The sequence below is a fragment of the Serratia sp. HRI genome (genome assembly GCF_010119335.3).
Lineage (GTDB): Bacteria > Pseudomonadota > Gammaproteobacteria > Enterobacterales > Enterobacteriaceae > Serratia > Serratia nevei.
On record NZ_CP083690.1, the window covers coordinates 1092611 to 1116615 of the forward strand.

General features: G+C 63.5%; 29 protein-coding genes. 11 read left to right on the plus strand and 18 right to left on the minus strand.

The genetic code is table 11. The annotated features are described in order from the left end of the window. The gene (locus GF111_RS05290) at positions 1–909 is read right to left on the minus strand and encodes a DMT family transporter (protein WP_094460440.1); all 909 of its coding nucleotides are present in this window, start codon (positions 907–909) and stop codon (positions 1–3) included. 136 nt (positions 910–1045) lie between these two features. On the opposite strand from GF111_RS05290, the gene GF111_RS05295 reads away from it, so the two are divergent. After that, complete coding sequence (locus GF111_RS05295; RefSeq protein ID WP_038880548.1) at positions 1046–1480, plus strand: Lrp/AsnC family transcriptional regulator; 435 nt, start codon at positions 1046–1048, stop codon at positions 1478–1480. Here the strand turns inward: GF111_RS05295 and dinG are convergent, their stop codons facing one another. From dinG to GF111_RS05315, 4 genes are all read right to left on the minus strand, one after another. Then, complete coding sequence (gene dinG / locus GF111_RS05300; protein ID WP_048233054.1) at positions 1481–3679, minus strand: ATP-dependent DNA helicase DinG; 2199 nt, start codon at positions 3677–3679, stop codon at positions 1481–1483. A 66-nt stretch (positions 3680–3745) separates the two neighbouring features. Then, positions 3746–4138 carry a tautomerase family protein gene (locus tag GF111_RS05305; protein ID WP_102779346.1) on the minus strand — a complete coding sequence of 131 codons (393 nt, stop codon included), beginning with the start codon at positions 4136–4138 and terminating at the stop codon, positions 3746–3748. After that, positions 4128–4460, minus strand: coding sequence for a carboxymuconolactone decarboxylase family protein (locus GF111_RS05310; RefSeq protein ID WP_038880557.1), 333 nt, complete (start codon positions 4458–4460; stop codon positions 4128–4130). The genes GF111_RS05305 and GF111_RS05310 overlap by 11 nt, the downstream gene beginning before the upstream one ends. A 124-nt stretch (positions 4461–4584) precedes the next feature. Continuing rightward, the gene (locus tag GF111_RS05315) at positions 4585–5241 is read right to left on the minus strand and encodes a glutathione S-transferase family protein (protein WP_038880560.1); all 657 of its coding nucleotides are present in this window, start codon (positions 5239–5241) and stop codon (positions 4585–4587) included. A gap of 241 nt (positions 5242–5482) precedes the next feature. Here GF111_RS05315 and ompC point away from each other — a divergent pair, with 241 nt between their 5' ends. From ompC to GF111_RS05330, 3 genes are all read left to right on the plus strand, one after another. Next, the gene (ompC, locus tag GF111_RS05320) at positions 5483–6580 is read left to right on the plus strand and encodes a porin OmpC (RefSeq protein ID WP_110593370.1); all 1098 of its coding nucleotides are present in this window, start codon (positions 5483–5485) and stop codon (positions 6578–6580) included. 179 nt (positions 6581–6759) lie between these two features. Beyond that, entirely contained in the window at positions 6760–7614 is an 855-nt protein-coding gene (locus GF111_RS05325) for a GNAT family N-acetyltransferase (RefSeq protein ID WP_055313096.1), read from the plus strand. 15 nt (positions 7615–7629) lie between these two features. Continuing rightward, positions 7630–8460 carry a 5'-nucleotidase, lipoprotein e(P4) family gene (locus tag GF111_RS05330; protein ID WP_147190509.1) on the plus strand — a complete coding sequence of 277 codons (831 nt, stop codon included), beginning with the start codon at positions 7630–7632 and terminating at the stop codon, positions 8458–8460. Between the two features lie 3 nt (positions 8461–8463). Here the strand turns inward: GF111_RS05330 and GF111_RS05335 are convergent, their stop codons facing one another. The 6 genes from GF111_RS05335 to GF111_RS05360 all read right to left on the minus strand — a co-directional run bounded on the left by GF111_RS05335 (position 8464) and on the right by GF111_RS05360 (position 13047). Further along, positions 8464–8982 carry a GNAT family N-acetyltransferase gene (locus tag GF111_RS05335; protein ID WP_038880570.1) on the minus strand — a complete coding sequence of 173 codons (519 nt, stop codon included), beginning with the start codon at positions 8980–8982 and terminating at the stop codon, positions 8464–8466. 2 nt (positions 8983–8984) lie between these two features. Then, the gene (locus GF111_RS05340) at positions 8985–9554 is read right to left on the minus strand and encodes a helix-turn-helix domain-containing protein (RefSeq protein ID WP_147190507.1); all 570 of its coding nucleotides are present in this window, start codon (positions 9552–9554) and stop codon (positions 8985–8987) included. A 69-nt stretch (positions 9555–9623) separates the two neighbouring features. Then, a complete protein-coding gene (locus GF111_RS05345; RefSeq protein ID WP_038880577.1) occupies positions 9624–9935 on the minus strand; it encodes an AzlD domain-containing protein in 312 nt (103 codons plus the stop codon). Further along, positions 9932–10642, minus strand: a complete 711-nt coding sequence (locus GF111_RS05350) for an AzlC family ABC transporter permease (RefSeq protein WP_047728251.1) — start codon at positions 10640–10642, stop codon at positions 9932–9934. Before GF111_RS05350 ends, GF111_RS05345 begins: the two co-directional genes overlap by 4 nt. Before the next feature lie 71 nt (positions 10643–10713). Beyond that, a complete protein-coding gene (locus GF111_RS05355) occupies positions 10714–11562 on the minus strand; it encodes an AraC family transcriptional regulator (RefSeq protein ID WP_094460435.1) in 849 nt (282 codons plus the stop codon). Between the two features lie 30 nt (positions 11563–11592). Continuing rightward, positions 11593–13047 (minus strand): MFS transporter, encoded by a 1455-nt coding sequence (locus tag GF111_RS05360; RefSeq protein WP_047728255.1) that lies wholly within the window; start codon positions 13045–13047, stop codon positions 11593–11595. A gap of 103 nt (positions 13048–13150) precedes the next feature. Here GF111_RS05360 and GF111_RS05365 point away from each other — a divergent pair, with 103 nt between their 5' ends. The 4 genes from GF111_RS05365 to GF111_RS05380 all read left to right on the plus strand — a co-directional run bounded on the left by GF111_RS05365 (position 13151) and on the right by GF111_RS05380 (position 15790). Next, the gene (locus GF111_RS05365) at positions 13151–13804 is read left to right on the plus strand and encodes a metalloregulator ArsR/SmtB family transcription factor (protein ID WP_047728257.1); all 654 of its coding nucleotides are present in this window, start codon (positions 13151–13153) and stop codon (positions 13802–13804) included. 178 nt (positions 13805–13982) lie between these two features. Continuing rightward, positions 13983–14477 carry a DUF2878 domain-containing protein gene (locus tag GF111_RS05370; RefSeq protein ID WP_055312506.1) on the plus strand — a complete coding sequence of 165 codons (495 nt, stop codon included), beginning with the start codon at positions 13983–13985 and terminating at the stop codon, positions 14475–14477. A 109-nt stretch (positions 14478–14586) separates the two neighbouring features. Continuing rightward, on the plus strand, positions 14587–15507 hold the full coding sequence (gene yedA / locus GF111_RS05375; RefSeq protein ID WP_147190505.1) for a drug/metabolite exporter YedA: 921 nt from the start codon (positions 14587–14589) through the stop codon (positions 15505–15507). 106 nt (positions 15508–15613) lie between these two features. Then, positions 15614–15790 (plus strand): hypothetical protein, encoded by a 177-nt coding sequence (locus tag GF111_RS05380; protein WP_168166337.1) that lies wholly within the window; start codon positions 15614–15616, stop codon positions 15788–15790. Here GF111_RS05380 and GF111_RS05385 read toward each other — a convergent pair. Beyond that, positions 15778–16602, minus strand: coding sequence for a LysR family transcriptional regulator (locus GF111_RS05385; RefSeq protein WP_147190503.1), 825 nt, complete (start codon positions 16600–16602; stop codon positions 15778–15780). The genes GF111_RS05380 and GF111_RS05385 overlap by 13 nt on opposite strands. Positions 16603–16700: 98 nt before the next feature. Between GF111_RS05385 and GF111_RS05390 the strand changes: the two genes are divergently transcribed. The 3 genes from GF111_RS05390 to GF111_RS05400 all read left to right on the plus strand — a co-directional run bounded on the left by GF111_RS05390 (position 16701) and on the right by GF111_RS05400 (position 18272). Continuing rightward, positions 16701–17066, plus strand: coding sequence for a hypothetical protein (locus GF111_RS05390; RefSeq protein ID WP_110593372.1), 366 nt, complete (start codon positions 16701–16703; stop codon positions 17064–17066). Further along, entirely contained in the window at positions 17066–17446 is a 381-nt protein-coding gene (locus GF111_RS05395; RefSeq protein WP_110593373.1) for a MarR family transcriptional regulator, read from the plus strand. Before GF111_RS05390 ends, GF111_RS05395 begins: the two co-directional genes overlap by 1 nt. Positions 17447–17552: 106 nt before the next feature. Continuing rightward, the gene (locus GF111_RS05400) at positions 17553–18272 is read left to right on the plus strand and encodes an SDR family oxidoreductase (RefSeq protein WP_055316043.1); all 720 of its coding nucleotides are present in this window, start codon (positions 17553–17555) and stop codon (positions 18270–18272) included. A gap of 6 nt (positions 18273–18278) precedes the next feature. Here the strand turns inward: GF111_RS05400 and GF111_RS05405 are convergent, their stop codons facing one another. The 6 genes from GF111_RS05405 to GF111_RS05430 form a co-directional block, all read right to left on the minus strand. Continuing rightward, positions 18279–19040 (minus strand): phosphate/phosphite/phosphonate ABC transporter substrate-binding protein, encoded by a 762-nt coding sequence (locus tag GF111_RS05405; RefSeq protein WP_077791553.1) that lies wholly within the window; start codon positions 19038–19040, stop codon positions 18279–18281. Between the two features lie 28 nt (positions 19041–19068). Further along, positions 19069–19842, minus strand: a complete 774-nt coding sequence (locus tag GF111_RS05410; protein ID WP_033637624.1) for an ABC transporter permease — start codon at positions 19840–19842, stop codon at positions 19069–19071. After that, on the minus strand, positions 19839–20774 hold the full coding sequence (locus GF111_RS05415) for an ABC transporter ATP-binding protein (protein ID WP_033637623.1): 936 nt from the start codon (positions 20772–20774) through the stop codon (positions 19839–19841). The genes GF111_RS05410 and GF111_RS05415 overlap by 4 nt, the downstream gene beginning before the upstream one ends. Beyond that, on the minus strand, positions 20771–21925 hold the full coding sequence (locus GF111_RS05420) for an ABC transporter permease (protein WP_277313162.1): 1155 nt from the start codon (positions 21923–21925) through the stop codon (positions 20771–20773). The genes GF111_RS05415 and GF111_RS05420 overlap by 4 nt, the downstream gene beginning before the upstream one ends. Positions 21926–21992: 67 nt before the next feature. Continuing rightward, the gene (locus GF111_RS05425; RefSeq protein WP_047728273.1) at positions 21993–22922 is read right to left on the minus strand and encodes an ABC transporter substrate-binding protein; all 930 of its coding nucleotides are present in this window, start codon (positions 22920–22922) and stop codon (positions 21993–21995) included. A gap of 40 nt (positions 22923–22962) precedes the next feature. Beyond that, positions 22963–23994: a fatty acid desaturase gene (locus GF111_RS05430; RefSeq protein WP_147190499.1), complete on the minus strand. Its 1032-nt coding sequence runs from the start codon at positions 23992–23994 to the stop codon at positions 22963–22965. Positions 23995–24005: the final 11 nt, after the last annotated feature.

Consider the following 24005-nt stretch of genomic DNA (forward strand, 5'->3'; position numbering starts at 1 on the left):
TCAGCCGGCGCGCCGGCCGTCCGAGGCCGGCAGCAGCCGCGCTCGCCGCTCGCCCAGCAGGTTCATGCCCGCCGCCGCCAGCAGAATGATCGCCGCGCCCAGCAGCTGCCACGCCGACAGGCGGTGGCCAAACGCCAGGCGATCCACCAGCATGGCGGCAACCGGGTAGATGAACGACAGCGAGCCGATCAGGTTGGTCGGCAGCTTCTGCAGGGCACCGTACATCAACACATACATCAGGCCGGTGTGCAGCACGCCGAGCGTCGCCAGCATTCCCCACTGCCCAACGCTGGCCGAAACGTGGAAATCCACCAGCGGCAACAGCATCACCGCCCCCACCGCCACCTGGATCAGCGCAATAAGATGCGGCGGCGTGCCCTTCAGCCGCTTGGCCGCCAGCGCCATCAGGGCGTAGAAAAACGCCGCCCCGAGCGCCAGCGCGATGCCCGCCAAATAATGACTCTGTCCCCCCGCCTGCCGCGGCTGCGCCAGCACCACCAGCATCATGCCGCCGAACGCCAACCCCAGCCACAACAGCTTGCGGGCGGTCAGCCGTTCCCCCAGAAACAGCGCCCCCAGCCCCACCAGCATAAACGGCTGGGTGTTGTACACCGCCGTGGCGATGGAGATAGAGGCATAGGAATAGGCGGCAAACAGCAGCAGCCAGTTGATCACCAGCGCGACGCCGCCGGCGATCGCCAGCAGCAACGTGGCGCGCGTCAGCGCATCGCGCCGCAGCTGCCCCAGCGCGCCGCACACCGCCAGCAGCACCAGCGCCCCCACCGCGCAGCGCCAAAACACCACATTGACCACCGGCTGGCCGGACATCAGCACAAACCAGCCGATGGAGCCGGAAATCAGCATCGCCGCCGTCATCTCCAGCGAGCCGCGTTTTATCTCTGCATTCATGCTGCGTTCCTCCAAACTTGCCCAGAGGCATAGCTTGCGGCTTCGCGGGGCGGCTTTCCATAGCATAAAAAAGGCAGATATGCTTAACTGCCTTTTTCTCGTAGCTAGAATAAAGAAAATACCTAACGGAGGCGTTATGGATGATATCGATCGCCAGATCCTGACTCTTTTGGCGCAGGACGCGCGTGCGTCGTTGAAGACGCTGAGCGCGCAGGTGGGGCTGTCATCGCCGAGCACATCGGAAAGGCTGCGGCGGCTGGAGGAAAGCGGCGTGATCCAGGGCTATACCCTGAACGTCAATCTGCAGGCGGTGGGCTACGCCTTCGAGTCACTGGTGCGCATCAAGCCGCTGCCGGGCATGCTGAAGAAGGTCGAGCAGCTGATTCAGGCGATCCCGGAAGTGGTCGAGTGCGATAAGGTGACCGGCGAAGACTGCTTTATCGTGCGGCTGGTGGCGCACTCGATGGAGCAGCTCGACCACACCCTCGATCGGCTGGCCGAGCATGCGCAGAGCAACACCTCGATCGTGAAAACCACGCCGGTCAAACGCCGCCTGCCGCCGCTGCTCTGATTAACGCCGCCGCTTGCGGGAAAACGGGTTGCCGCGCTTCTTCTCTTTTTTGGCCGCGTCGGCGGCGGATTTCAGCGCCGCCAGATGCGCCTTGTCGGCCTCCGGCACCGCGCGCTGTTCGATCGGGAACACCGGCAGCGACGCCAACAGCCGCGAACCGTAGTTTTTGGTCAGCAGCCGGCGATCGTAGATCACGATCTCGCCGTAGCATTGGTTGCTGCGGATCAGACGGCCGACCTGCTGGATCAGGTTGAACGAGGCGCTCGGCAGGCTCTGCACTTCGAACGGATAGCGCTTCAGCGATTTCAACCACTCGCCTTCGGTAATGATCACCGGGCTGTCGATCGGCGGGAACGCAATTTTGTGAATGTGTACCTGGGTCAGCAGCTCGCCTTTCAGATCCAACCCTTCGGCGAACGATTGCAGCCCCACCAGCACGCTGGCGACGCCCTTCTCCACCCGCTTGCGGTGCTCTTCCACCAGCCGGTAGCGCGGCTGGTCGCCCTGCACCAGCAGCATCAGCCGCAGATCGGTCACGTAGCTGAGGAAGGTCTGCATCGCCCGGTGGCTGCTGAACAGGATCAGCATGCCTTTGTGTTTACCGCTCGCCTGCTCGGCGCGGAAACATCGCGCCATCTCCTCAAGGTGTTCCGCCTCGTTGGCGAGCGCCGGTTCATAGCGCATCTGCGGAATGACAATCTTGCCCTGTTCAACATGATTGAACGGCGAAGAGAGCGTTTCGAAGCGATCGCCGGCCTTCTCGCTCAACCCGCTCATCTCCTGCAAACGCGCGAAGCTGTTCAGCGAACGCAGCGTGGCCGAGGTGACCACCACGTGCGGTACCTTGCGCCACAGCAGCTTCTCCAGCTGGTCGCTGACGCGGATGCCGACGCAGTGCAGGTAAAGATGGGTGACGTTATCGCGCAGCTCGCGCGTGACCCATTTGGAGATCGGCGCGTTGGACGATTTGTCGAGCGCCGCCAGCCGCCACAGCTTGCTCATCGCCTCCAGATAGCCCAGCGTGCGGCTCATCTGAATGATCGACCGGTGCAGGCGCACGATGTCATGCTTGCCGGTCTGCTCGGTGAGATCGTTAAGCACGAACTCCGCCAGCCCGCGCAGCGCATCGGTCAGTTTGAACAGCCGCGCGCAGCTCTCCACCATCTCCGCCGGCAGCTCGCCCATCTCGAAACGGTGCTCGGCCGCCACGCTGTCGCCGGGCAGATAGGCACTGACCTGATGCTCGAAGATCTGCACCAGCTCGCGCAGCTCCTCGCAATGGTTCTTCAGCCGCTCGCTGTTGGCCAGCCCCGGCGGATTCTTCGGCCGGTATTGGGTCATGCACTGCTCGACCTGGCGCACGATCATGTCCAGCTGCAGGTTGGTCGACAGTGCGGTGATTTCCCCGTCGATCTCCAGCGCATCGCGCGCCACCTCCGGCAAATGGTGGCCTTCGTCCAGCACCAGCAGCAGCTCTTTCGGGTTCGGCAGCACCGATTCCGTCTCCAGCGCCGCCATCACCAGGGCGTGGTTGGCCACCACCACGTCGGCGCTCTCGATCTCTTTGCGGGCGATGTAGAACGGACATTCGCGAATATAGTGGCAGTTGCGCCCCAGGCAGTTGGCCTTGTCGGTGCTCAGCTTGGCCCACAGCGGATCGTCGATGCTCTGCTGATAATGATCGCGCAGCCCATCCCACTCAAAACGGGCCAGCGCCTTGGTCAACTTCTGGCACAGCGCCTGCTCTTCGCCGCTGGACGGCGCCAGCTCGTCGTCGAGGAACAGCGTCAGGTCGCCCTGTTGGCTGACGTCGGTGCTCATCGCCGCCAGGTTGCGCGGGCACACGTAGCGCCCGCGGCCAAAGGCGCCGGTAAATTTCAGATCGGGGATAATCTTCTTCAGCAGCGGCAAATCCTTGCTGTAGATCTGATCCTGCAGCGCCACGTTGGCGGTGCTGACCACCAGCGGTTTGCTCTCCGCCCGCCCGACGGCGATGCCCGGGATCAGGTAAGACAGCGTTTTGCCGACGCCGGTCGGCGCCTCGATCGCCAGATGGCGCGGGTAGTCACCGGCCAGGGTCTTCGCCACCTCGGCGATCATCTGGCGCTGGGGCGCGCGGGAAATAAAATCCGGTATTTGCTGCTGCAGGGCTTTGTACCACTGGCCAATCTGATCTTTAACTGCGGAGGAGAGCGCCATTCAACTCTTATCTAAACGAAATGATGGCGCTATTGTCCCACAGACCGCCGGCGGCGTCAGCCCGAGTTACGTCTGCGGATCGATCATCGAGGCACGCCCGGCGCTGAATGACCACTCGTCTAACTGGGAGGTGGTGATCACCACCATTACATCCTCGGGGCGCAGCCGCAGGTTCTCCGCCAGCAGCGCCGCCAGCCGCCCGTAGAAGCGCCGCTTGGTATCGGTGTCGCGCGGCCGCCCGGCGGTGATGTAAAACAGCACGAAATCCGCGCTGCGCGGCCCGCCGAGATAGTCGCGATCGTAGATAAGCTCACCGGGGCGGTATTGATCGATCACCTGAAATTTATCCGTCGGCGGCACCTCAAAGGCCTCCACCAGCGCTTGATGCAGGCTGTCGGACAGGGTTTGCAGATAGTCGGCGGACTTGCCCTGATGCAGGGCGATACGGCTAAACGGCATGATTGGCCTCCTGTTCCAGATCGCGCAGGCGCGCCACGGCCGACGCCGCCGCGGGCCAGCCGGCGTAGAACGCCAGATGGGTGATGAGCTCGGCCAGCTGCTGACGCGTCACGCCGTTGCGCTGCGCCAGCTGCAGGTGAAACGGCAGCTGTTCCACGCGGTTGAGCGCCACCAGCGCGGCGACGGTGATCAGGCTGCGCTCGCGCGGGTTCAGCGCCGGCCGCTGCCAAATATCGTCAAACAACACTCGGTCGCTGAGCTGCGCCAGCTTGGGGGCAATATCGCCGAACGCCTGTTGCCCGGCCTGGGATTCTGATGGCATCACACTCTCCTGTCAGTTGCGGATAGCCTTACGCTACCCGCCGCCGCCGCGAGTGAAAATCGGGATTTTCGGCAGTCTCGGTTCAGAAAAACGGGAGGGTTCCCCGCCGGGCGGCGGGGAGGATTCAGGATTCCAGCGGGGCAACGCCGTCGAACTGAGCGCTCAGCAGCGCATTCAGCTCCGGCCGCTGTTCCACCCGTTCAGCGATGGCGTACAGCCGCGGACAGTGTTGCCGGAACCACGCGCGGCCCGGCCGCCAGTGGCACATTACCGCCACGTACAGATCCAACGCGCTGAAGCTCTTGCCGAGAAACCACGGGCCCGCTGCGCCGGCGGCGGCGTTCAGCTGCTGCAATAAACGCTCACGATAAGCCATTACCGCGTTTTTCAGCTGTTCCGCCCCCGCCGCCTGCGGCTGCCAGCGCTGCGGATGGTCGGCATAGGTGAAGGTGGGGTAAATCTCCGCGTTGATGAACAGCAGCCAGCGCAGAAAACGCGGCAACAGCGGCGAACCGCCGGGCGGCGCCAGTTCGGCGTGCGGTGCGCGATCGTGCAGCAGCAGGATGATCGCCGCACTCTCCGTCATCACTTCGTCATTGGGCAATACCAAGGTGGGCACCTGACCCAGCGGGTTCAGCGCCAGCAGGCGATCGCGCTCCGGGCCGTCCTGCGTGTAGTCCACTTCCTCATAGCCCCAGGGGAAAGCCGTCAACGCCAACGCGGCGGCCACGATCGTCGAGCCGCAGCCCTGCGTACCGAACAATGTATAAGTATCGTGCATGATTCCTCCCGCAGCGGAACAAGGTATCGGTAACTGTAGACCAGCCGCCGACCGTCGGCTGAAGAAAAAATTCACCCTTTGCGCGACTTTTTTAATCGTTCGACATGAAAATGAATTTTTTGTCATAAATAGATCACATTACTACGGTAAAAATTCTCCGCCGCAAACAATCGGGCGGCACAGTAAAACAGCAATGCAACTGATGATAAGCGTCTTTCAATCGAATAAAGCAGGGTAACCCATGAAACGTAATCTTCTGGCCGTTATTATTCCGGCACTTTTACTTGCGCAAGCGGCACAGGCAGCAGAAATCTACAATAAAGACGGCAACAAACTCGATTTTTACGGCCGTGTGAAAGCCCTGCATTATTTCTCCGATGATGCCGGCAACGATGGCGATAAAACCTACGTCCGTATCGGCTTTAAAGGCGCGACCCAGATTAATGACATGCTGACCGGTTACGGCCAGTGGGAATATCAGATCGCCGCCAACCATTCTGAATCCGATGGCACCAAAGACACTAAAACACGTCTGGGCTTCGCCGGTCTGAAATATAAAGACTTCGGCTCTTTCGATTACGGTCGCAACTACGGCATTATTTACGACGTCGGCGCCTGGACGGATATGCTGCCTGAATTCGGCGACGATGCTTACGTCAAGACCGACAACTTCATGAACGGCCGCACCAACGGCGTTGCCACCTACCGTAATAACAACTTCTTCGGTCTGGTTGACGGCCTGAAATTCGCCGTGCAGTACCAGGGCAAGAACGAAAACGACGGCCGCTCCGCCAGCAAGGCGAACGGCGACGGTTGGGGCCTTTCCTCCAGCTATGAAATTATCGACGGCCTGAGCGTGGGCGCCGCCTATGCCTCTTCCAACCGTACCGCCAGCCAGAAAGCGGGCACCTTCGGCAAAGGCGACAAGGCCGATATCTGGGCCGCCGGTATGAAATACGACAACAACGATGTCTACCTGGCTGCCACCTACTCGGAAAGCCGCAACATCGCGCCTATTTCCGGCACCGCCATCATCAATAACCGTTCCACCTCCGTCAGCGGCTTCGCCAATAAAGCGGAAGGCCTGGAACTGGTTGCGCAATATCAGTTCGATTTCGGTCTGCGCCCATCGCTGGGCTACGTTCAGCAGAAAGGCAAAGATATTGAAGGCATCGGCGATGCCGACCTGGTGAAATATATCGATGTCGGCGCGTACTACTATTTCAACAAGAACATGTCGACCTATGTCGATTATAAAATCAACCAGCTCGACAGCAATAACAAGCTGGGTCTGAAAGACGACAATGTGATTGCCGTCGCCCTGACCTACCAGTTCTGATGTGATGAATGAATAACCACCACTGCAAACTTTAGCGTCACTTGATACCCAGAGTTTTATTTCGCCGGGCGGCTGCGTCCGGCTTTTTTGTTTTTATTTTCCCACCAACGAATGCCCCCGCTTGCCTTGCAAAACAAACGGGTCTACATGTATAGCTTTCCCCCCGAGCGGAATCAGCCATGCATAACGACGGACGCTTCGACTACCACAACGCCCTACGCTACAGCAGCGACGAACTGGCGAAAATCCTCAGCCACTGTTTTGAAAACTACATCGTGCGCTTCGTGCTCGACGGGCCGACCTTCGCCGCCCGCTTCGGCGCTGAGGATCTCAGCCTGAACGACAGCCTGATCGTCACCCACCGCCATGAACCGGTGGCGGTGGCGCTGATCGCCCGCCGCGGCCGGCACAGCCGGGTTGCGGCCTTTTCCGTGCGCCCGGAGATGCGCGGCCAGGGGCTGGGCAAGGCGCTGATGCAGCGGCTGGTGGCGGATGCCCGCCAGCGCGGCGACCGACGGCTGTCGCTGGAAGTGATCGAAGGCAACGAAGCCGCGCTGGCGCTGTATCATCGCGCCGGGCTGCGCATCGTGCGTACCCTGACCGGCCATCAGGCGCCGGCGGAAGCGCCGCCAGGCACGACGGCGGGGCTGCAGGCGGTCGATCCGCTGACCGTCAGCCATCGCCTGACGGCGGAAGGCGCCACCGACCTGCCCTGGCTGATCGCCCCCGAATCGCTGTTCAAGCTGCCGGGCAAACCGCAGGCCTATACGCTCAATCGTCAAGCCTACGCCGTGGTGATGCCCGGCGCCGAGCACTGCTGGCTGCGCCTGATCTACGTGCCGCCGCAGCACCGCGGCCAGGGGCATGCGCGCGCCTTGCTGGCCGCCCTGCAAACGCGGTTCGCCCCTTTGCCGCTGACCGCCAACGTCTTTGTGCCCGAGGTGGCGGCCCCCTTCTTTACGCATCTTGGCTGGCGGCAGGATCCCCTGCGCCAGTTCGAGATGGATATGCTGCTGGACAGCCCACAAGAATAAAACCGAGAGATAACGATGGCAGGAAAACAGGCAAGGAAATTCACCCTCGGCGCGGCGGTTGGCGCCGCGCTGCTGATGTTGGCCGGTTGCGCGCAGCCGCCGCACACCGACGCCCAGGCCCAGCAACGGCTGGCGGATCAGTCGGTGCTGGCGGTGAATTGGTTCCAACAGTCCGGCGAATACCGGGCGTTGGCGCATCAGGCGTTCAACAGCGCGCAACGCGCCTTCGATCAGGCCAAGGCCGCGCCGGGCCGTAAAAAGGCGGTGGTGGTCGATCTGGATGAAACCATGCTGGACAACAGCGCCTACTCCGGCTGGCAGGCGCTGCAGGGCCAGCCGTACGACGGCGCCACCTGGGCCCAATGGACGCAGGCCGAACAGGCCGGCGCGGTGCCGGGCGCGGTGTCGTTTGCCCGTTACGTTAACACCCATCAGGGCACGATGTTCTATGTGTCGAACCGCAAGCAGAGCGAATACGCCGCCACGGTGGCCAACATGCAGAAGCTCGGTTTCACCGGCATGTCGGAAAAGACCGTGCTGCTCAGCACCGACACCTCCAATAAGCAGGCGCGCTTCGACGCCATCAAACGGGCCGGCTATGACATCGTGGTGTACGCGGGCGACAACCTGAACGACTTCGGCGCCGCGACTTACCACCAGGACAATGCGCAGCGCCGGGCGTTCGTCAGCGAGAACCAGGGCAAGTTCGGCACCGAATTCATCGTGCTGCCCAACCCGATGTACGGCGATTGGGAAAGCGGACTGGCCCGCGACTACAACAAGCTGACGCCGCAGCAGAAGCTGCAGGTGCGCCAACAGGCGATCAAAGCCTGGCGCGGGCGCTAAGCCTCACAGCAGTTTGTACATATAGCAGGTGGCTTCCAACGCTCCGCCGTCGCTGGCGCGGGCGTATTGCGGGATGTCACCTGCCGCTTCGAACCCCAATTGGCGGTACAACCCCTGCGCCGCGCTGCCGCTCAGGGTATCCAGCACCAACAGGCTGCGGCGATGACGCGCCGCCAGCGCCTGCACTTCCTGCATCAACAGCCGCGCAATGCCCTGCCGCCGCGCCTGCGGGTGCACCATCAGCTTGACCACTTCCGCCCGGTGGCGGCCGTTGTCCGGCATCGCCAACAGCAGCTGCACGGTGCCGACCGGCCGACCGTTCGCGAGCGCCACCAGCATCGCGCGCTCTCCCCGCGCCAGGGCCGGCAGCAGCCCCTGCCAAAATGCCCGCGCCTGTTCCAGCGTAAAAGGCATGACAAAACCGATGCTGGCGCCGTGCGCCACGCTGGCGTGCAGCATCTCGGCCAGGTCGGCCATGGCGTTTTGCGCCGCGTCGGCGTCCCACTGTTGCAATTCAATCATGGCTATGGCCTGCAGATAACGAGCGTGTAATGGGCCGGCTCATCGCCGGGGACATGGAAACGGGAAGCGCCGAACAGGCGGTAGCGCAGACAATCGCCGGGCGACAGCCGGAAAACGCGCCCTTCCAGCGTCAGCTCCAGCTGCCCGGACAGCAGCCAGAGGTGATGCTCCAGCGCCGGAATCGACGGCAGGTCGTAATCGATCTGCGCGCCGGCATCGAGCCGGGCTTCGATAAATTCGGCCTTATACAGCGCGGCAGGCGGGGAAACGGAGCGACGGTGAAAACCGCTGGCGCGATCGACCCATACCGGCTGTTGCGGCGGCCGCAGCAGCTCCGGCGGTTCGTCTTCGATTTCGCTCAGCAGGCGCGACATGGTCAACCCGTAGGCGGCGCACAGCCGGTTCAGCAGCGACGCCGTCGGGCTGGTTTCGGCGCGCTCCACCCGCGAGAGCGTCGCCCGGCTAAGGCCGGTGCGCTGCGCCAGCGCCTCCAGCGACCACCCCTGCCCCTGGCGCAAATCCGCCAACCGCTGCGCCAACCTCTGGTCGGCCGTCTCCAAACCGTTATCCATCGCTCACACTCCGCCATAAAATCCCATATAAGAGAAATAATCTCAAATTAGAGATATAGCAAGCGAATTTTAAAAAATGCCGCGCAGCGCGATGAATATCAGCAAGCTCAGCAACACCACCGCCAGCATGTTGCGCAGAAAGAACGCCAATATCACCGCAAACACCGCCCCCCACAGGTAAGGGTTATCCGGCGCGGCGCGCAGCTGGTCGCCGCTGAAGGCGACAATCGGCCCGCAAATTGCCGTCAGCACCGCCGGCACGGAAAAGCTCAGCAGGGTTTTGACGCGCGGCGATAACCGCAGCGGCAATCCCGGCGCCAAAAAGCAGTAGCGGTTGAAGAATACCACCAGCCCCATCAAGACTATCGTCAGCCAGATCATCGGCGCCCCCCGCTGCACAGCAGCCCGGCCAGCATCGCCGCCACGGTGGCGATCACCAGTGCGCCCGGCGTCTGGAAATGGTGCAGCACGATGGAAAGCAGCAGCGCGGTCAGCACACAGGCCAACACCGGCAGGCTGCGCACCAGCGGCACCACGATGGCGATAAAGGTGGCGGCGATGGAAAAATCCAGCCCATAACCGTCCAGATCCCCGGCGCTGCCGGCGGCTACGATGCCGAGCAGCGTGGAGAGAAACCAGCACAGGTAAAAGGTCAGCCCGGCGCCCAGCGCATACCAGCGGTCGAAACGCGCCGGCGCCTGTTCGCCGATCAGCGCGAACAGTTCATCGGTAAGCAAGAATCCCAGGGTCAGCCGCCAGCGTAACGGCAGCGGCGCAATGCGCTCCCGCAGCCGCAGCGCATAGAGAAAATGCTGGGCGGTGACGAAAAAGATCGACAGCAGGATCGCCAGCAGCCCGGCGCCGCCCTTGATCATGCCCATCGCCACCAGCTGCGCCGCCCCGGCGAACACGATGGCCGACATGCCCAACCCCTGCGCCGGCGTCAGGCCGTTTTGCAGGGCCATCGAGCCCGCCAGTATGCCCCACGGCACCACCGCCAGGCACAGCGGCAAGATCGCCACTCCCCCCTGCAGCGCGGAGCGCAGGCGGGCAGACGGCGGCGTGATGAGGGGGATTGAATCAGTCATGGGCTTCTCCTTCGGTTGAAGAAGCCAGCTTACGGCGCAGGCGCACACGGGTATTGCACCCGATTGCCCGACTATTTCAGCGATTTGACGTAGTCGCCCGGCGTGATGCCCATCGACTTGCGAAAATGGCGATGGAAATGGCTTTGATCGTGAAAACCGCAGCTCAGCGCGCTGTCCAGCACGCTGCTGCCGGCCTTCAGCATGCCGCGCGCTTTACGCAGCCGCGCCTGAATTTGATAGGCGTGCGGCGGCAGACCGGTGGCCTGCTGAAACTGCCGCAGCAGGTAATAAGGGCTGAGCGCCACTCGCTCCGCCAGCTCCAGCAGCGAAATGTCCGCCTCGGGGAAATCGTCGAGAAAGGCTTTAACCCGCGCCACCTGGCTTTGCGCCCGGCTCTGCGGCGTGGGATCGATGCGGCTTTTGCCGTGCCGCAGCATCAGCCAGGTCAGCGCCGAGAACACCATGGTCTCTTTCATCAGCCGGTTCTCATCGCTGCGCAGCAGGCTGAACGCCATCCGCAGCTGGCCGGCCAGGCCGACGTCGTGCACCACCGGGTTGGGGAAATAAGGCGTCGCGCCGGCGCCGGTTTTCAGATCGCGCGACAGAAACGCCAGCAGCTCCGGCGTCGGGTACATCGCCTGATACGACCAGCCCTCTTCGGTGGCGGAGCTGCCGGTGTGGATGTCGTCGGCATTCACCAGAATGATGCTGCCCAGCGGCGCCACGTGTTCGCCGCCGGTGCGGTAGAAGCGCTGGGCGCCGTCGTCGATGACGCCCACGCAGAAGCCTTCATGGCTGTGGCGCGAGAAGGTTTGGCGGCGGTAGGTGGCCTGCAGCACTTCCAGCCCGCCGAGATCGTCGACGTGCATGAAATGGGCCTGTTCCCGGGATGCTTGGCGCGCTGCGCCTTCCACCTTCATCTTGCCTACCTCCGCTGAATGAGCGCCATTCTAGCACTCGCGCGAGGGCGGGGTTTGTACAAAATTGCCCGTCTCGGCGCCCGGCGGCGCGATCGCCGCGCAGCGCCAGGCGCTGAATACCGCCAGCAACGGCGCCAGCGCGAACGCCAGGAACAGCCAACGCGCCGCCGACGCCGCGCCCACCGCCCCGCCCGGATCGTTCAGCCCCGCCAGATTGGCCGTCATCCCGGCCAGCGCTGCCCCGAACGCGGTGGCGAACAGCTGCACCGTGGTAATGGAAGCGCCGGCGATGTCTTTGTCCGCCTCAGGCGCCACCTGCAAAATGCGCGTCAGCAGGTGCGGCCAGCCGAAGCCGATGCCGAACCCCACCAGCAACAGCGCAATGACGATCGGCGCCAGCGCCTGCCAGTGGCCGCCGGACGGCACCGGCATCAGGATCGCCAGCGCCAGCAGCCCCACCAGCACAAACAGCGGCCCACTGACGATCGCCCGGCGAATACCCGCCCCGCGCCAGCCGGAGCTGAGGATCTCGGACAGCGTCCAGCCGGCGGCCATGGCGGCGGCGATATAGCCGGAGATCAGCGGCGACTGGCCGTGCAGCAGCTGCAGGAAATAAGGCACGAAGATCTCGCTGGTCATGCCGATCACCAGCAACGCGGTCGTGATGTAGAGCGCCGCCAACGATGAACCGCGCCGCAGTGCGCCGCGCGGTAACAGGCGGGCTCTCGAGTGCGCTTCACGCTTCAGCAGCCAGGCCATCAGCAGCAGCGAGAGTGCGATGCCCGCCAGGTTGATCCAGGCGCTGTGCGCCAGGCTGCCGGCGGACACCACCAGCACCGCCACGGTCAACAGCAGAAGCTGGGCGGCCGGCAACGGCGCGGCCGCCTGCTGCGCTTTGCCCTTGGGCAGGATCAGGAAGGTAAACGCGGCATACAGCGCCATGATCGGCAGCAGAATGCCGAAGGCCCAACGCCAGGCGTGCAGTTCAGCGAAAATGCCGCCCACCGCCGGCCCCACCAGGGTGGCGATGCCCCACATCGCCGAGATGAGCGCCATGGCGCGCGGCCACAATCGCTGCTCGAATACCAGGTTGATCATCGCGTAGGAGAGCGCAAAGATCAGCCCGCCGCCGAAGCCCTGCACCGTGCGGCCAGCCAGCATCACCGGCATGCTCGGCGCCAGCGCGCACAGCGCCGCCCCGGCGATGAAGAACAGCGAAGCCACCAGATAGGCGCTGCGCGCGCCGTAGCCGCCGAGCAGCCGGGCCGACAGCGCGGAACCGAGGATCGACGCCACCACGAACAGTGTGGTGTTCCAGGCGTAGAGATCCAGCCCGCCGATATCCTGCACCACCGAGGGCAGAATGGTGGTGGCGACCAAAATATTGATGGCATGCAGCGCTACGCCGAGCGAAAGCGCGATCGCACTGGCCGCATTTTTGCCGGAGAAAAGGTCGCTCCAGCGGCTATCGTCATGGGTTATCACGGTTGTCGTCCTGTTTTCAGAGGAATGGCATTGAGTTGGTCATGAGATTGCGTTAAATTTAACAAGAGTTATCTTGGAATAAGTTAGGGCGAGGCGGAGAAATATGTCAAGAATAAACTTGGAAAATAGCGACAGCACCGCACAATCGGTCAGTGACCGCTTGCTGACGCTATTGAAAACCCGCGGCCCGCAGCAAGCTTCTGACGCAGGAAAGGTGCTCGGCACCACCGGTGAGGCGGCCCGCCAGCAGTTCGTCAAGCTGGCGAAAGAGGGGCTGGTCGAAGCGGTGGCGGAAACGCGCGGCGTGGGCCGCCCGGTGCAGCTGTGGCATTTGACCTCCGCCGGCAACGCGCGCTTTCCCGACACCCATGCGGATCTGACGGTGCAGCTGCTGCGCACCGTGCGCGACAAGCTGGGCGAACAGGCGCTCGACGTGCTGATCGAGACCCGCGAGCAGGAAAACCGCATCAACTACAAGCAGGCGATGATCGGCGCCGCCGATCTGCAGGAGCGCGTGGCGCGCCTGACCGAGATCCGCTGCCGCGAAGGCTATATGGCCGAATGGCGTCAGGAAGAGGACGGTACCTATCTGCTGGTGGAAAATCACTGCCCGATCTGCGCCGCCGCCACCGTCTGCCAGGGCTTCTGCCGGGCGGAGTTGAGTATCTTCACCGAAGTGCTGCAGGCGCAGGTAGAGCGTGCCGAACACATTCTGGCCGGCTCGCGGCGCTGCGCCTACCGCATTTCGCTCCTGTAACACCGGTTTTTGCCCACGTTTTCAACCGGTACAGATTATTCTGCTTGTGCACCCCGCACCTTCCCTTCTAAGGTTGAATTAACGAACATTCAGGCAAACAGCGGGCCTCGCGCCCGCCCTGAGAAATCCGCTGGCGCCTGGCGCGCTAGCGGCAGAGTAACCCCACGGGAGTTGAACGATGAAGAAGCCGCATGCCGGATTCTGGCTGGCGACGCTGGGACTGGGCGTCTGCTGGCTGCTGGCGCTGCTGACTCGCGATCGGCTCAACGGCATACTGCTGGCCGGCGCGGCGCTGGCGCTGATTTTTACCCCCGCCGCCCGCCGCAAAGGCGCGGCCCTGGCTGCCTTGGGTGGCATCGGCATGGATGGGCTTTGGAGCTACAGCGGCGTGCTGCACTACAGCGGGCAACACGGCCTGCCGCTCTGGGCCATCGCGCTTTGGATCGGCTTCGGCTGCTGGTGGTATTGGCTGCTGGACGTGGTCAGAGCGGCCCCCTGGCCGCTGGCGGTGCTGGGCGCCGCCGTCGGCCCCTTCGCCTACGCCGTGTCCTGGAAGCTGGACGCCTTGCTGCCCGACGTGCCACCGGAGTTCATGCTGCTGCTGCTGGCGGTCGGCTGGTCGATTTATCTGCCCGCCGTCAGCTGGCTGCAGTGGAAACAACGGGACAGCTGAACGGCGGGCAGCGGCCGGGAAAAATAATGCCGCAGGCCATTGCTTATCGGTTGCCCGATCGGGTTTACTGAGCGTTCTAATAATAATCATCCCTGCAAAATACAATCCTATGCTTAGCCAACCAAGCCGTAGCGTCCTGCCGTTGATCGGGGCGTTGTTCACGTTATATATCGTTTGGGGTTCCACCTATTTCGTCATTCGCCTCGGCGTCGCGCAGTGGCCGCCGCTGATGATGGCCGGCATTCGCTTTCTGACCGCCGGCATCGTGCTGTTCAGCTTCCTGGCCTGGCGCGGCCACGCACTGCCGACGCCGAAGCAGTGGCTGGCCGCCGGCGTCATCGGCATTCTGCTGCTGGCGGTGGGCAACGGCCTGGTGACGGTGGCGGAGCACCAACACGTGCCGTCCGGCATCGCCGCGGTGATGGTGGCGACGGTGCCGCTGTTCACCCTCTGCTTCAGCCTGCTGTGGGGCATGCGCAACACCAAACTGGAATGGGCGGGCATCGCGCTCGGGCTGGTGGGCATCGTGCTGCTCAACACCGGCAACAACCTGGTGGGCAACCCGACCGGCGCGCTGCTCATTTTGCTGGCGTCGGCCAGCTGGGCCTTCGGCTCGGTATTGGGATCGCGCATCTCGCTGCCGGTCGGGCCGATGGCCGGCACGGCGGAGATGCTGGTCGCCGGCGTGGTGTTATTGGTCGCCAGCCGGCTGAGCGGCGAACACCTGACTCAGTTGCCGAGCACCAGCGGCTTTCTGGCGCTGGGGTACCTGATCGTCTTCGGTTCGATGCTGGCGATCAGCGCCTATATGTTTTTGTTGAAGAACGTGCGCCCGGCGGTCGCCACCAGCTACGCCTACGTCAACCCGGTGGTGGCGGTGCTGCTCGGCATCGGCTTTGCCGGCGAATCGCTGGCGCCGCGCGAGTGGCTGGCGCTGGCGATCATCGTGGCGGCGGTGGTGCTGGTGACGCTGGGGAAATACCTGTTGGCCCGCCCGGCCCGCGTGCAGGCCATCGACAGCGAACGGTAGCGATCGCAAAAGGCGGTCTGTGGGCCGCCGTTAAAAACGATTCTTGTTTCACCCGGTGAAGGGGCTATAATTCCCGCTGTTCCAAGCAACCTGCGAAATTATTCCTATGCTGAAAAAAGCGTTCGTCATCGTCATCGCCCTGTGCGCCTTCGGTTCTTTGGGCGGCGTATTTCTCGCCGGGCTGAACATCTACACCCGTTCTACTACCCCGCACGAAGAAAGCGCGCCTGCCGGGAATGCCGCCGCCACGCCGGCGCAAACCGAAACCCTTCAGGCCAAGTGATCGTCCATCCAACGCTGGCAGCGCTGCTGTAAAAAGCGCTGCAGCTGCCTGACGCGTTCCGACACCTGCGAGCGATGCGGGCAGACCAGATTGATCGGCACCGCGTCGCTGCGCCATTCCGGCAGCAGTTGCACCAGCCGCCCGGCGCGAATATCCGCCACCACGTCGATCGCCGACTTGCGCACCACCCCGTGGCCGGCCAGCGCCCAGCGCCGCGCGATCTCGCCGTCATCGGTAAAATAGCTGCCGTTCAGCGGCACTTCGACCAGCTCCTCACCGCGCCATAGCCGCCATTCCACCTGCCGTTTGCCGCTGGGCTGATACACCAGAATGCTGTGCAGGGCCAGATCGGCCGGCGTTTGCGGCGAGCCATGCCGCCGCAGGTAATCCGGGCTGGCGCAGATCAACCGCCGGTGCTGCGGCAAGATAGGCAGCGCCACCAGCGAAGAGTCGGCCAGCGGCCCGAAACGCAACGCCACGTCTACCGGTTCGCGGAACAGATCGGCCTGCCGATCGTTGATCAGGAGCTGCAGCTGAATATGCGGATGCTGTTGCCGGAACTCGTCCAGCCAGCCCAAGAGCAGATTACGGCCGAAATCCGACGGCGCGGAAATCTGCAGCACCCCAGACAGCCCCTGGTGCTTTTCGCGGATCGCCTGCTCCCCTTCAGCCAACGCGCCCAGCTGCTGTTCCAGCCTTTTCACCGCGATGCTGGCCGCCGCCGGCGTCATATCCAGCGCGCGCGCCGCGGCGGAAAAACTGCCGCCGTCCACCGTGCGGACAAACACCTCGAGATCGACAAATGAGGTCATGCGTTTCCCTTCTAGGAGAGCCGGTTTCACGGCGTAACGGGTTGACGATAAAACGCTCAATAGTTATGACTAGATCATAATAAATGAAGCTTTGATCAATGGATGAACACAATGGACCGGACTACATCCTTAGCCTGCACGGCACGCGGGTCAATCGTGAGGATGGCTATTGGTGGAAAATCGAGGCTTGGACGGTGACCCAAACGGCCTTTATCCCTCACGGCATCCGTTACAATTTGACCTTGCATGATAACCACAATACCCGGTTTTTTAGCATAGATAACGCGCATGCCATTAAAACCCCTCGCAAAGGTAAATTTTCAGGCCGCGTCGTTTACGATCGCCAACATGACACCCCGACGGACAAAGGCTCACCCTACGAGTTTCATTCCGCCTGTCAGTGGGTGGAAGATTTTTTTACCCGGATAGACGAAGTCATACGCAAGAGAGAAAACCGAGGTTGATGATGAAAGCACTGATTGGTGTGATGCCTGAAGAACTGATTCGCAAGCGCATACCGGCGATCGCGAAAGGGGAATACCAGCCGCAGGAACGTGAACCCAAAGTCTGGTTCACGTCGATGATTACGCTGGCCCAGGTGCTCAGCAACGAGAATATCGCCCTGCTGCGTCTTATCGACACCGCCCGCCCCGAGACCATCAGCCAACTGGCCGAACTGTCCGGCCGGCAGGTCAGCAACCTGTCAACCACGCTGAAAACGCTGAGCGGGCACGGCCTGGTGGCACTGGAAAAACAGGGGCGCTCGGTAAAGCCCCGAGCGCTGTTTACCGATTTCGAAATTATCGTGGATCAGAAGTTAAATGCCCGCTTTAGCGCTGCGTGATATTTAAAAGATATTAATAAGTGTTTGTCAGCAAGGCCGATTGTTAGGTCATTTTCAATCAGGAAAGATAGATCCCGTTGAAACTTACCTTAAAAGAGGCCTTAACATGACGATTCCCGACTCCCCCCTGAAACGACAAAAACTGGTGATCCTGGGCGGTACCAGCGGCATTGGCGCCGCGGTGGCCTACGCGGCGGCGGCGCGCGGCGCTGAAGTGGTGCTGGCTTCGCGCCGCCTGCCCCACGCCGGGGAGCAGAACGACGCGCTGCGCCTGATGCAGGCCGACCTGACCGATGAAGCGTCGCTGCGCGCGCTGTTTACCGCCGTCGGTGCCTTCGACCATTTGGTGATCACCGCCGGGCCGCTGGTGGAGGCCAAGCCGCTGGCTGAAACGGCCATCCAACAGGCGCAGGCCGACTTTAACGTCAAATTCTGGGGCAGTTTGCGCGCGGTGCAGGCGGCGCTGCCGACGCTGGCACCGCAGGGCTCCATCACCCTGACTTCAGGCCAGCTGTCGCGTAAATACCTCGGCGGTCAGCTGGTCAAAACCGCCATCAACGCCGCGCTGGAAGCGGCCGGCAAACAGCTGGCGAAGGAGCTGGCGCCGCGGCGGGTGAACGTGGTCAGCCCCGGCATCACCGCCACCGAAGCCTACGACGGCATGGGCGCCGCGCAGCGTCAGGCGCTGTTCGAACGGGTTGGCGACAGCCTGCCGGTCGGCAGAGTCGGCCAGGCGGCCGACGTCGCGGCAGGTTACCTGCTGGCGATGGAGAACGGCTTCGTGACCGGCAGCGTGATCGACATCGACGGCGGCGGCCTGTTGTAACGGCGGCTAGAGCGCCGTCACGCCCTGCGCGGCGGCCTGCTGTTCCAGCACGGTGATAATCTGGTAGGCCGAACGCGGCACCAGGCTGAAATCGCCGATCAGCAGGCGGTCGCTGACCGCCTCATCCAGCATCGCCCGGGCGCCGGCGCGCAGGATTTCCACCTGTTCCGGCGGCGTACCCGCCGCGGTGATCAGCGGCAGGCCGGGCACCGCCGCCGTGCGGCCGATGATTTTCAGCCCCTCCAGCGCCTGCGGCTGCGCGCGACGCAGCAGTTCCATGCTGATCGAATCGATGGCGGCGATATCCGCCTGCCCGCTGCGGATCAGCTTCAGCGACTGGTAATGTGCGCCGGAGGCAATCGCCGCACCAAAGAATTTCCCGTCCTGCGCCAGCGGTGCGATCAGCGCGCGCAGGCCGTTGTAGCCGGACTGGGAATCGGTGCTGTTATAGGCCACCGTCCGGCCGCGAAAGTCCGCCAGCCGTTCGCCGGGGTCACCCGCGCGCACCACCAACCAACTGCGGTAATTCGGCCCGTCGCACCCTTCAACCCGGTAATGGTAAGTGCCGATCAGCTGCACCTGCGACAGGGTGCTGACCAACGGATAACCGCAGGTTTGGCTGAGCAGCAGATCGTCGCGCCGCCAGTGCTGCGCCAGATCGTCCGGCCAGCTGAGCCGCTCCGGCGCTGCCGGCAGCCCCAGCCGCAGCAGCTTGTCGCGCAATACCTGCCAGAAGGATTCGGCCTGCTCCCGGCCAACGCCGTACATCGGTAGAGACACCTGCATCATTTCCCCCTTACCCCGCCGGAGTGGTCGCCAGCGTCTGCTGACGCCAGGCGGTGAGATAACGCACCCAACGTTCGAACAGCATATCGGTGATAATAGCCAACAACGCCACCACCGCCGCGCCCTGGATCACATAGGCGGTGTTAAACCCGCTCAGACCGATAATGATCGGCGAGCCGAGGGTTTTGGTGCCGACGGTGGAAGCGATGGCCGCCGTGCCGATGTTAATGATCACCGACGTGCGGATCCCGGCGACGATCACCGGCGCCGCCAGCGGCAATTCGACCCGCCACAGAATTTGCCAGGCGCTCATCCCCACGCCGCGGGCAATCTCGCGCGTGGCGGGCGGCACCGATTCGATGCCCGCCAGCGTGCCCTGCAGGATCGGCAGCAGGCCGTACAATACCAGCGCAATGATCGCCGGCTGTTCGCTGAAGCCCATCACCGGCACCGCTACCGCCAGCACCGCCACCGGCGGGAAGGTCTGCCCCACCGCCACCACCGTTTCCACCAGCGAACGAAACTCCCGGCCGCTGCGCCGGGTCACGGCCACGCCGGCCGCCACGCCGAGAGCCACCGCGATCAGGCTGGAGATCGCCACCAGCGACAGGTGCGCCCCCACCAGCGCGATAAAGCTGTCCTGCTGATAAATGGGCCGCTCCAGATCGGGGAACCAGGCGGCGAACAGGCCGCGCAGATGATCCATGCCGAACACCAGCGCCAACAGCAGCGCCAGCGTCCAGGGCAGCGGATCGCGCAGCAGGCGCCAGATGCGCCCGCTCATGACAGCGCCTGCCCGGCGATCAGATCGTTGAAGTGCAACACCCCCAACGCTTCGCCCCGTTCATCCACCACCGGCAGGCAGTCGCTGCCGCGCGCCACAAACACCGACAGCGCCTCGCGCAGGCTCATGGCGGCGGCGATCGGTTCGCCCTCGGCGGCGCCGGGCCGCACCCGCTCCGCCACCGTTCCCAGCGACAGCAGCTTGATGCCGCGATCGCTGCGCCCGAAGAAATCCCGCACGAAGTCGTTGGCCGGCGCGGTCAGCAGCGCCAGCGGCGTGCCCTGTTGCACCACCCGCCCCTGATCGAGCAGCACCAGGCGATCCGCCAAGCCCAGCGCTTCATCGATGTCGTGCGTCACCAGCACGATGGTGCGGCCGGAGAGCTGATGGATGCGCGCGATCTCCGCCTGCAGCGCCGCACGGGTGACCGGATCCAGCGCGCCGAACGGTTCGTCCATCAGCAACACCTCGGGATCGGCGGCCAGCGCGCGCGCCACCCCCACCCGCTGCTGCTGCCCGCCGGACAGCTGATGCGGGTAGCGGCGGCGAAACAGATCCGGCTCCAGATGCAACAGCTCCAGCAGTTCGGTCACCCGATCGCGAATGCGCGCGCGCGGCCATTTCAGCAGCTGCGGCACGGTGGCGATGTTCTCCTCCACCGTCCAGTGCGGGAACAGGCCGATCGACTGGATCGCATAGCCCATGCGCCGCCGCAGATCCTGCGGTTTGAACGACTGGATCTCTTCGCCGGCAAAGAGAATCTTGCCCCGATCGTGTTCGATCAGGCGATTGATCATTTTTAACGTCGTGGACTTGCCGGAACCCGAGGTGCCGATCAACACGGTGAATTCGCCCTCGGCGATGTGCAGCGTGAGATCGTCGACCGCCGGCTTGCCCTGAAAAATTTTGCTGACTTGCTCAAAGTGAATCATCGGCGCGATACGTCCAGGATTGAAACCCAAAATTTAAACAGCGAATCGACGATGACCGCCATCATGACCACCGGGATCACCCCCAGCAAAACCAGATCCAGCGCGCTGCTGAGCAGCCCCTGGAACACGATGGCGCCAAAGCCGCCGGCGCCGATCAGCGCCGCCACCACCGCCATGCCGACGGTTTGCACCGCCAGGATGCGCACGCCGGTCAGGAACAGCGGCAGCGCCAACGGCAGCTGCACGCGCAGGAAGATCTGCCCGCGCGTCAGCCCCATGCCGGTGGCGGATTCGATCACCCCGGCCGGCACGCTTTGCAGCCCCGCCACCACGCTGCGCACCAGCGGCAACAGCGCGTACAGCACCAGCGCCACGATCGCCGGCGCCATGCCGATGCCGCTGACGCCGTGTTCCGCAAGCCAAGGCACCGCCGTCGCCAGCCCCGCCAATGGCGCGATCAGCAGGCCGAACAGCGCGATGGACGGCACGGTCTGGATAATGTTCAGCGCGGAGAAAATCGGCCGCTGCCAGCGTTCGGAGCGAAAACACAGCACCCCGAGCGGCACGCCGATCGCCAGCGCCGGTGCCATCGTCGCCAGCAGAATGGTCAGGTGCTGCAGCAGCGCGGCGTCAAACACCTCCTGGCGATTGTGGTACTCCTTCAGCAGCGACAGCTGATCGAGCTGATGCCCGAACAGCAGCAGCACCGGCGGCACCAGCACCAGCGCGTTGCCCAGCATGCGCCACAGGTGCGACGCGGTGATGCGCGCCATGGCGTCGGCGGCGATCAGCAGGCTCAGCGCCATCGTCAGCCAGCATCCGCTGCCCCAGGAGGTGCGCGCCAGGCGCAATCCCTCCTGCGCCAGGCGTTCGGCGGCCTGCCCGCTAATCCATAAGGCCAGCGTCAGCACCCCGCAGGCGGCCAGCGCCGCCAGCAGCGCCCGCCCCCGCGTCGGCGGCAACAGGCTGAGGATCGCCAATGCCGCCAGCGGCAACAGCAGCCACAGCGCCGGGCCGTGCAGCAGGGAGAACAAGGAGAGGCTTTTGCCCGACAACAGGCGATTGGGGGCATAACTGAGGAACGGCAGGCCGAAAGCGGCCAGCAGCAACAGCATGAACAGCGTCAACAAGACGCGATGTTTTACGGCGATAGTCAAAGAAACGCTCCGGCTCCCTCGGTTTACCCCCTCTCCCGACGGCAGAGGGGGCACCTCGGCATTATCCCTTAACAAACCCTTTCTCTTTCAGGTAAGCGGCCGCCACCTGTTTGGCGTCCTGGCCTTCCACGGCGATCTGCGCGTTGAGTTTTTGCAGCGTCGGCCCGTCCAGCGAGGCGAACACCGGCTTGAGCAGCTCTGGCAGATTGGCGTGCGCCTTCAGCGCCGCTTCGCGCACGATCGGCGCCGGTGCGTAGATCGGCTGTACGCCTTTCGGGTCCGCCAGGGTTTGCAGCCCCAGCGCCGCCACCGGGCCATCGGTGCCGTAGGCCATCGCCGCGTTGACGCCGGAGGTCTGCTCCGCCGCCGCCTTGATGGTCACCGCCGTGTCACCGCCGGCCAGGGACAGCAGCTGATCCTGATTCAGTTTGAAACCGTAGGCGTTCTGGAACGCCGGCAGCGCATCCGGCCGCTCGATGAATTCCGCCGAGGCCGCCAGCTTGAACTTGCCGCCGCCGTTGATCCACTTGCCGAGATCCGACAGCGTCTTCAGATGGTTGGCCTCCGCCACGTCCTGACGAATGGCGATGGTCCAGGTGTTGTTGGCCGGCGCCGCATCCAGCCAGACGATTTTGTTTTTGTCGTAGTCGAGCTGCTTCACCTTCTCGAAGCCGGCCTGGGCGTTCTTCCATGCCGGATCTTTCTCATCGGAAAAGAAAAACGCGCCGTTGCCGGTGTATTCCGGATAGATGTCGATCTCGCCGGACGTAATGGCGCCGCGCAGCACCTTGGTGGTGCCGAGCTGCAGCTTGTTGGTGGTCTTGATGCCGTTGGCTTCCAGCACCTGCACGATGAGGTTGCCGAGCAGCGAACCTTCGGTATCGATCTTGGAGCCGACGCGCACCGAGTCGGCCGCCTGCGCCAGACCGCCGGTGGCCAGCAGGGCCAGCGCGACGGCAAAGGAACGTCCGCGTGATAAGGTGATTGCCATACTTTTCCTCTGGTTATACGTTTTCCGGCTCATGGGCCGGTTAGGTTGGAAAATCCTGAGAAACGCGCTTCCAGCGCGCAATAAATTTTTTCGTCGGCAGGGCATCGCCTTCTCCCTGCGGTTCATCGGCGCGCAACGGATGCACGCCAACGTCGATCGGCGTCAGGGCGTAATCGCGCAGCCACTCGCCGTAGCCTTGCGCGACAAATCCCTGGCTGCGCCGCTGATACGCCTCACGCTCCGCCAGATAGACGTCACGCAAACCATACCAAGGCAGGCCGGGCAAATCGTGATGCACTAAATGGTAGTTCAGATTGAGAAACAGCAGCCGCCACGGCCAGCCCGCCTCATTAATAATAGAACGTGCCTGCGGTGCGTCCACGGCGCGATGCTCAAAAAACGATCTTACCTTGGTCAGCGCCAGCGCCGGGTAGCTGATGGCCAGCAGGTAAAACGCCGCGCCGATACCCTGCGCCTGCAGCCAGTTCAGCAACATCGCCAACAGCGACAGGTGCACTCCCCACATCCCCCAGGTGCGCCACTCCCCAGAGGCAAGCGCTTTCACCGCCCCGGCCAGGGTCGCGGCGATATCCAGCGCCGGGCCGAGGAGCACCCGGCCGATCAGCGTATTGCGCACGGCGGCCAGCAGCGGCAGCAGGCGGGGATAGCGCCGCCACTGCGCGGCGCTGAAGTAATAACTTTCGGGATCTTCGTGCGGATCGGTCAGGTGGTCGTTGCGGTGATGGCGCAGATGCGAATCGCGATACAACCCGTAGGGATACCACACCGCCAGCGGCAACAGGCCGAACAGCTGATTGACGCGCGGCCAGCGCGTCGGATGGCCGTGGATCAGCTCGTGTTGCAACGACATGTACCAGGCGGTCAGGAGGATCAACAGCGGCGCGCCAAGCCACGGGCCCAGCGTTTGCCACCCCAGCGCTACGCCGAACCAGCCGCCGTATACCGCCGCCATGATCCCCCAGGTGGGCAATTCCATTCGCCAATGCCGGCGCCGATAAAGCTGCCTGATTCGTTCGCGCTGTTCGGGGTGCAAATAGTGGGCGTGGGACATGCTGCGGCTCG

What these genes read in the sequence shown, in the direction of transcription:
- GF111_RS05290 (WP_094460440.1), bottom strand. Translation starts at nt 909, where the DNA reads ATGAATGCAGAGATAAAACGCGGCTCGCTGGAGATGACGGCGGCGATG.
- GF111_RS05295 (WP_038880548.1), top strand. Translation starts at nt 1,046, where the DNA reads ATGGATGATATCGATCGCCAGATCCTGACTCTTTTGGCGCAGGACGCG.
- dinG (WP_048233054.1), bottom strand. Translation starts at nt 3,679, where the DNA reads ATGGCGCTCTCCTCCGCAGTTAAAGATCAGATTGGCCAGTGGTACAAA.
- GF111_RS05305 (WP_102779346.1), bottom strand. Translation starts at nt 4,138, where the DNA reads ATGCCGTTTAGCCGTATCGCCCTGCATCAGGGCAAGTCCGCCGACTAT.
- GF111_RS05310 (WP_038880557.1), bottom strand. Translation starts at nt 4,460, where the DNA reads ATGCCATCAGAATCCCAGGCCGGGCAACAGGCGTTCGGCGATATTGCC.
- GF111_RS05315 (WP_038880560.1), bottom strand. Translation starts at nt 5,241, where the DNA reads ATGCACGATACTTATACATTGTTCGGTACGCAGGGCTGCGGCTCGACG.
- ompC (WP_110593370.1), top strand. Translation starts at nt 5,483, where the DNA reads ATGAAACGTAATCTTCTGGCCGTTATTATTCCGGCACTTTTACTTGCG.
- GF111_RS05325 (WP_055313096.1), top strand. Translation starts at nt 6,760, where the DNA reads ATGCATAACGACGGACGCTTCGACTACCACAACGCCCTACGCTACAGC.
- GF111_RS05330 (WP_147190509.1), top strand. Translation starts at nt 7,630, where the DNA reads ATGGCAGGAAAACAGGCAAGGAAATTCACCCTCGGCGCGGCGGTTGGC.
- GF111_RS05335 (WP_038880570.1), bottom strand. Translation starts at nt 8,982, where the DNA reads ATGATTGAATTGCAACAGTGGGACGCCGACGCGGCGCAAAACGCCATG.
- GF111_RS05340 (WP_147190507.1), bottom strand. Translation starts at nt 9,554, where the DNA reads ATGGATAACGGTTTGGAGACGGCCGACCAGAGGTTGGCGCAGCGGTTG.
- GF111_RS05345 (WP_038880577.1), bottom strand. Translation starts at nt 9,935, where the DNA reads ATGATCTGGCTGACGATAGTCTTGATGGGGCTGGTGGTATTCTTCAAC.
- GF111_RS05350 (WP_047728251.1), bottom strand. Translation starts at nt 10,642, where the DNA reads ATGACTGATTCAATCCCCCTCATCACGCCGCCGTCTGCCCGCCTGCGC.
- GF111_RS05355 (WP_094460435.1), bottom strand. Translation starts at nt 11,562, where the DNA reads ATGAAGGTGGAAGGCGCAGCGCGCCAAGCATCCCGGGAACAGGCCCAT.
- GF111_RS05365 (WP_047728257.1), top strand. Translation starts at nt 13,151, where the DNA reads ATGTCAAGAATAAACTTGGAAAATAGCGACAGCACCGCACAATCGGTC.
- GF111_RS05370 (WP_055312506.1), top strand. Translation starts at nt 13,983, where the DNA reads ATGAAGAAGCCGCATGCCGGATTCTGGCTGGCGACGCTGGGACTGGGC.
- yedA (WP_147190505.1), top strand. Translation starts at nt 14,587, where the DNA reads ATGCTTAGCCAACCAAGCCGTAGCGTCCTGCCGTTGATCGGGGCGTTG.
- GF111_RS05380 (WP_168166337.1), top strand. Translation starts at nt 15,614, where the DNA reads ATGCTGAAAAAAGCGTTCGTCATCGTCATCGCCCTGTGCGCCTTCGGT.
- GF111_RS05385 (WP_147190503.1), bottom strand. Translation starts at nt 16,602, where the DNA reads ATGACCTCATTTGTCGATCTCGAGGTGTTTGTCCGCACGGTGGACGGC.
- GF111_RS05390 (WP_110593372.1), top strand. Translation starts at nt 16,701, where the DNA reads ATGGATGAACACAATGGACCGGACTACATCCTTAGCCTGCACGGCACG.
- GF111_RS05395 (WP_110593373.1), top strand. Translation starts at nt 17,066, where the DNA reads ATGATGAAAGCACTGATTGGTGTGATGCCTGAAGAACTGATTCGCAAG.
- GF111_RS05400 (WP_055316043.1), top strand. Translation starts at nt 17,553, where the DNA reads ATGACGATTCCCGACTCCCCCCTGAAACGACAAAAACTGGTGATCCTG.
- GF111_RS05405 (WP_077791553.1), bottom strand. Translation starts at nt 19,040, where the DNA reads ATGTACGGCGTTGGCCGGGAGCAGGCCGAATCCTTCTGGCAGGTATTG.
- GF111_RS05410 (WP_033637624.1), bottom strand. Translation starts at nt 19,842, where the DNA reads ATGAGCGGGCGCATCTGGCGCCTGCTGCGCGATCCGCTGCCCTGGACG.
- GF111_RS05415 (WP_033637623.1), bottom strand. Translation starts at nt 20,774, where the DNA reads ATGATTCACTTTGAGCAAGTCAGCAAAATTTTTCAGGGCAAGCCGGCG.
- GF111_RS05425 (WP_047728273.1), bottom strand. Translation starts at nt 22,922, where the DNA reads ATGGCAATCACCTTATCACGCGGACGTTCCTTTGCCGTCGCGCTGGCC.
- GF111_RS05430 (WP_147190499.1), bottom strand. Translation starts at nt 23,994, where the DNA reads ATGTCCCACGCCCACTATTTGCACCCCGAACAGCGCGAACGAATCAGG.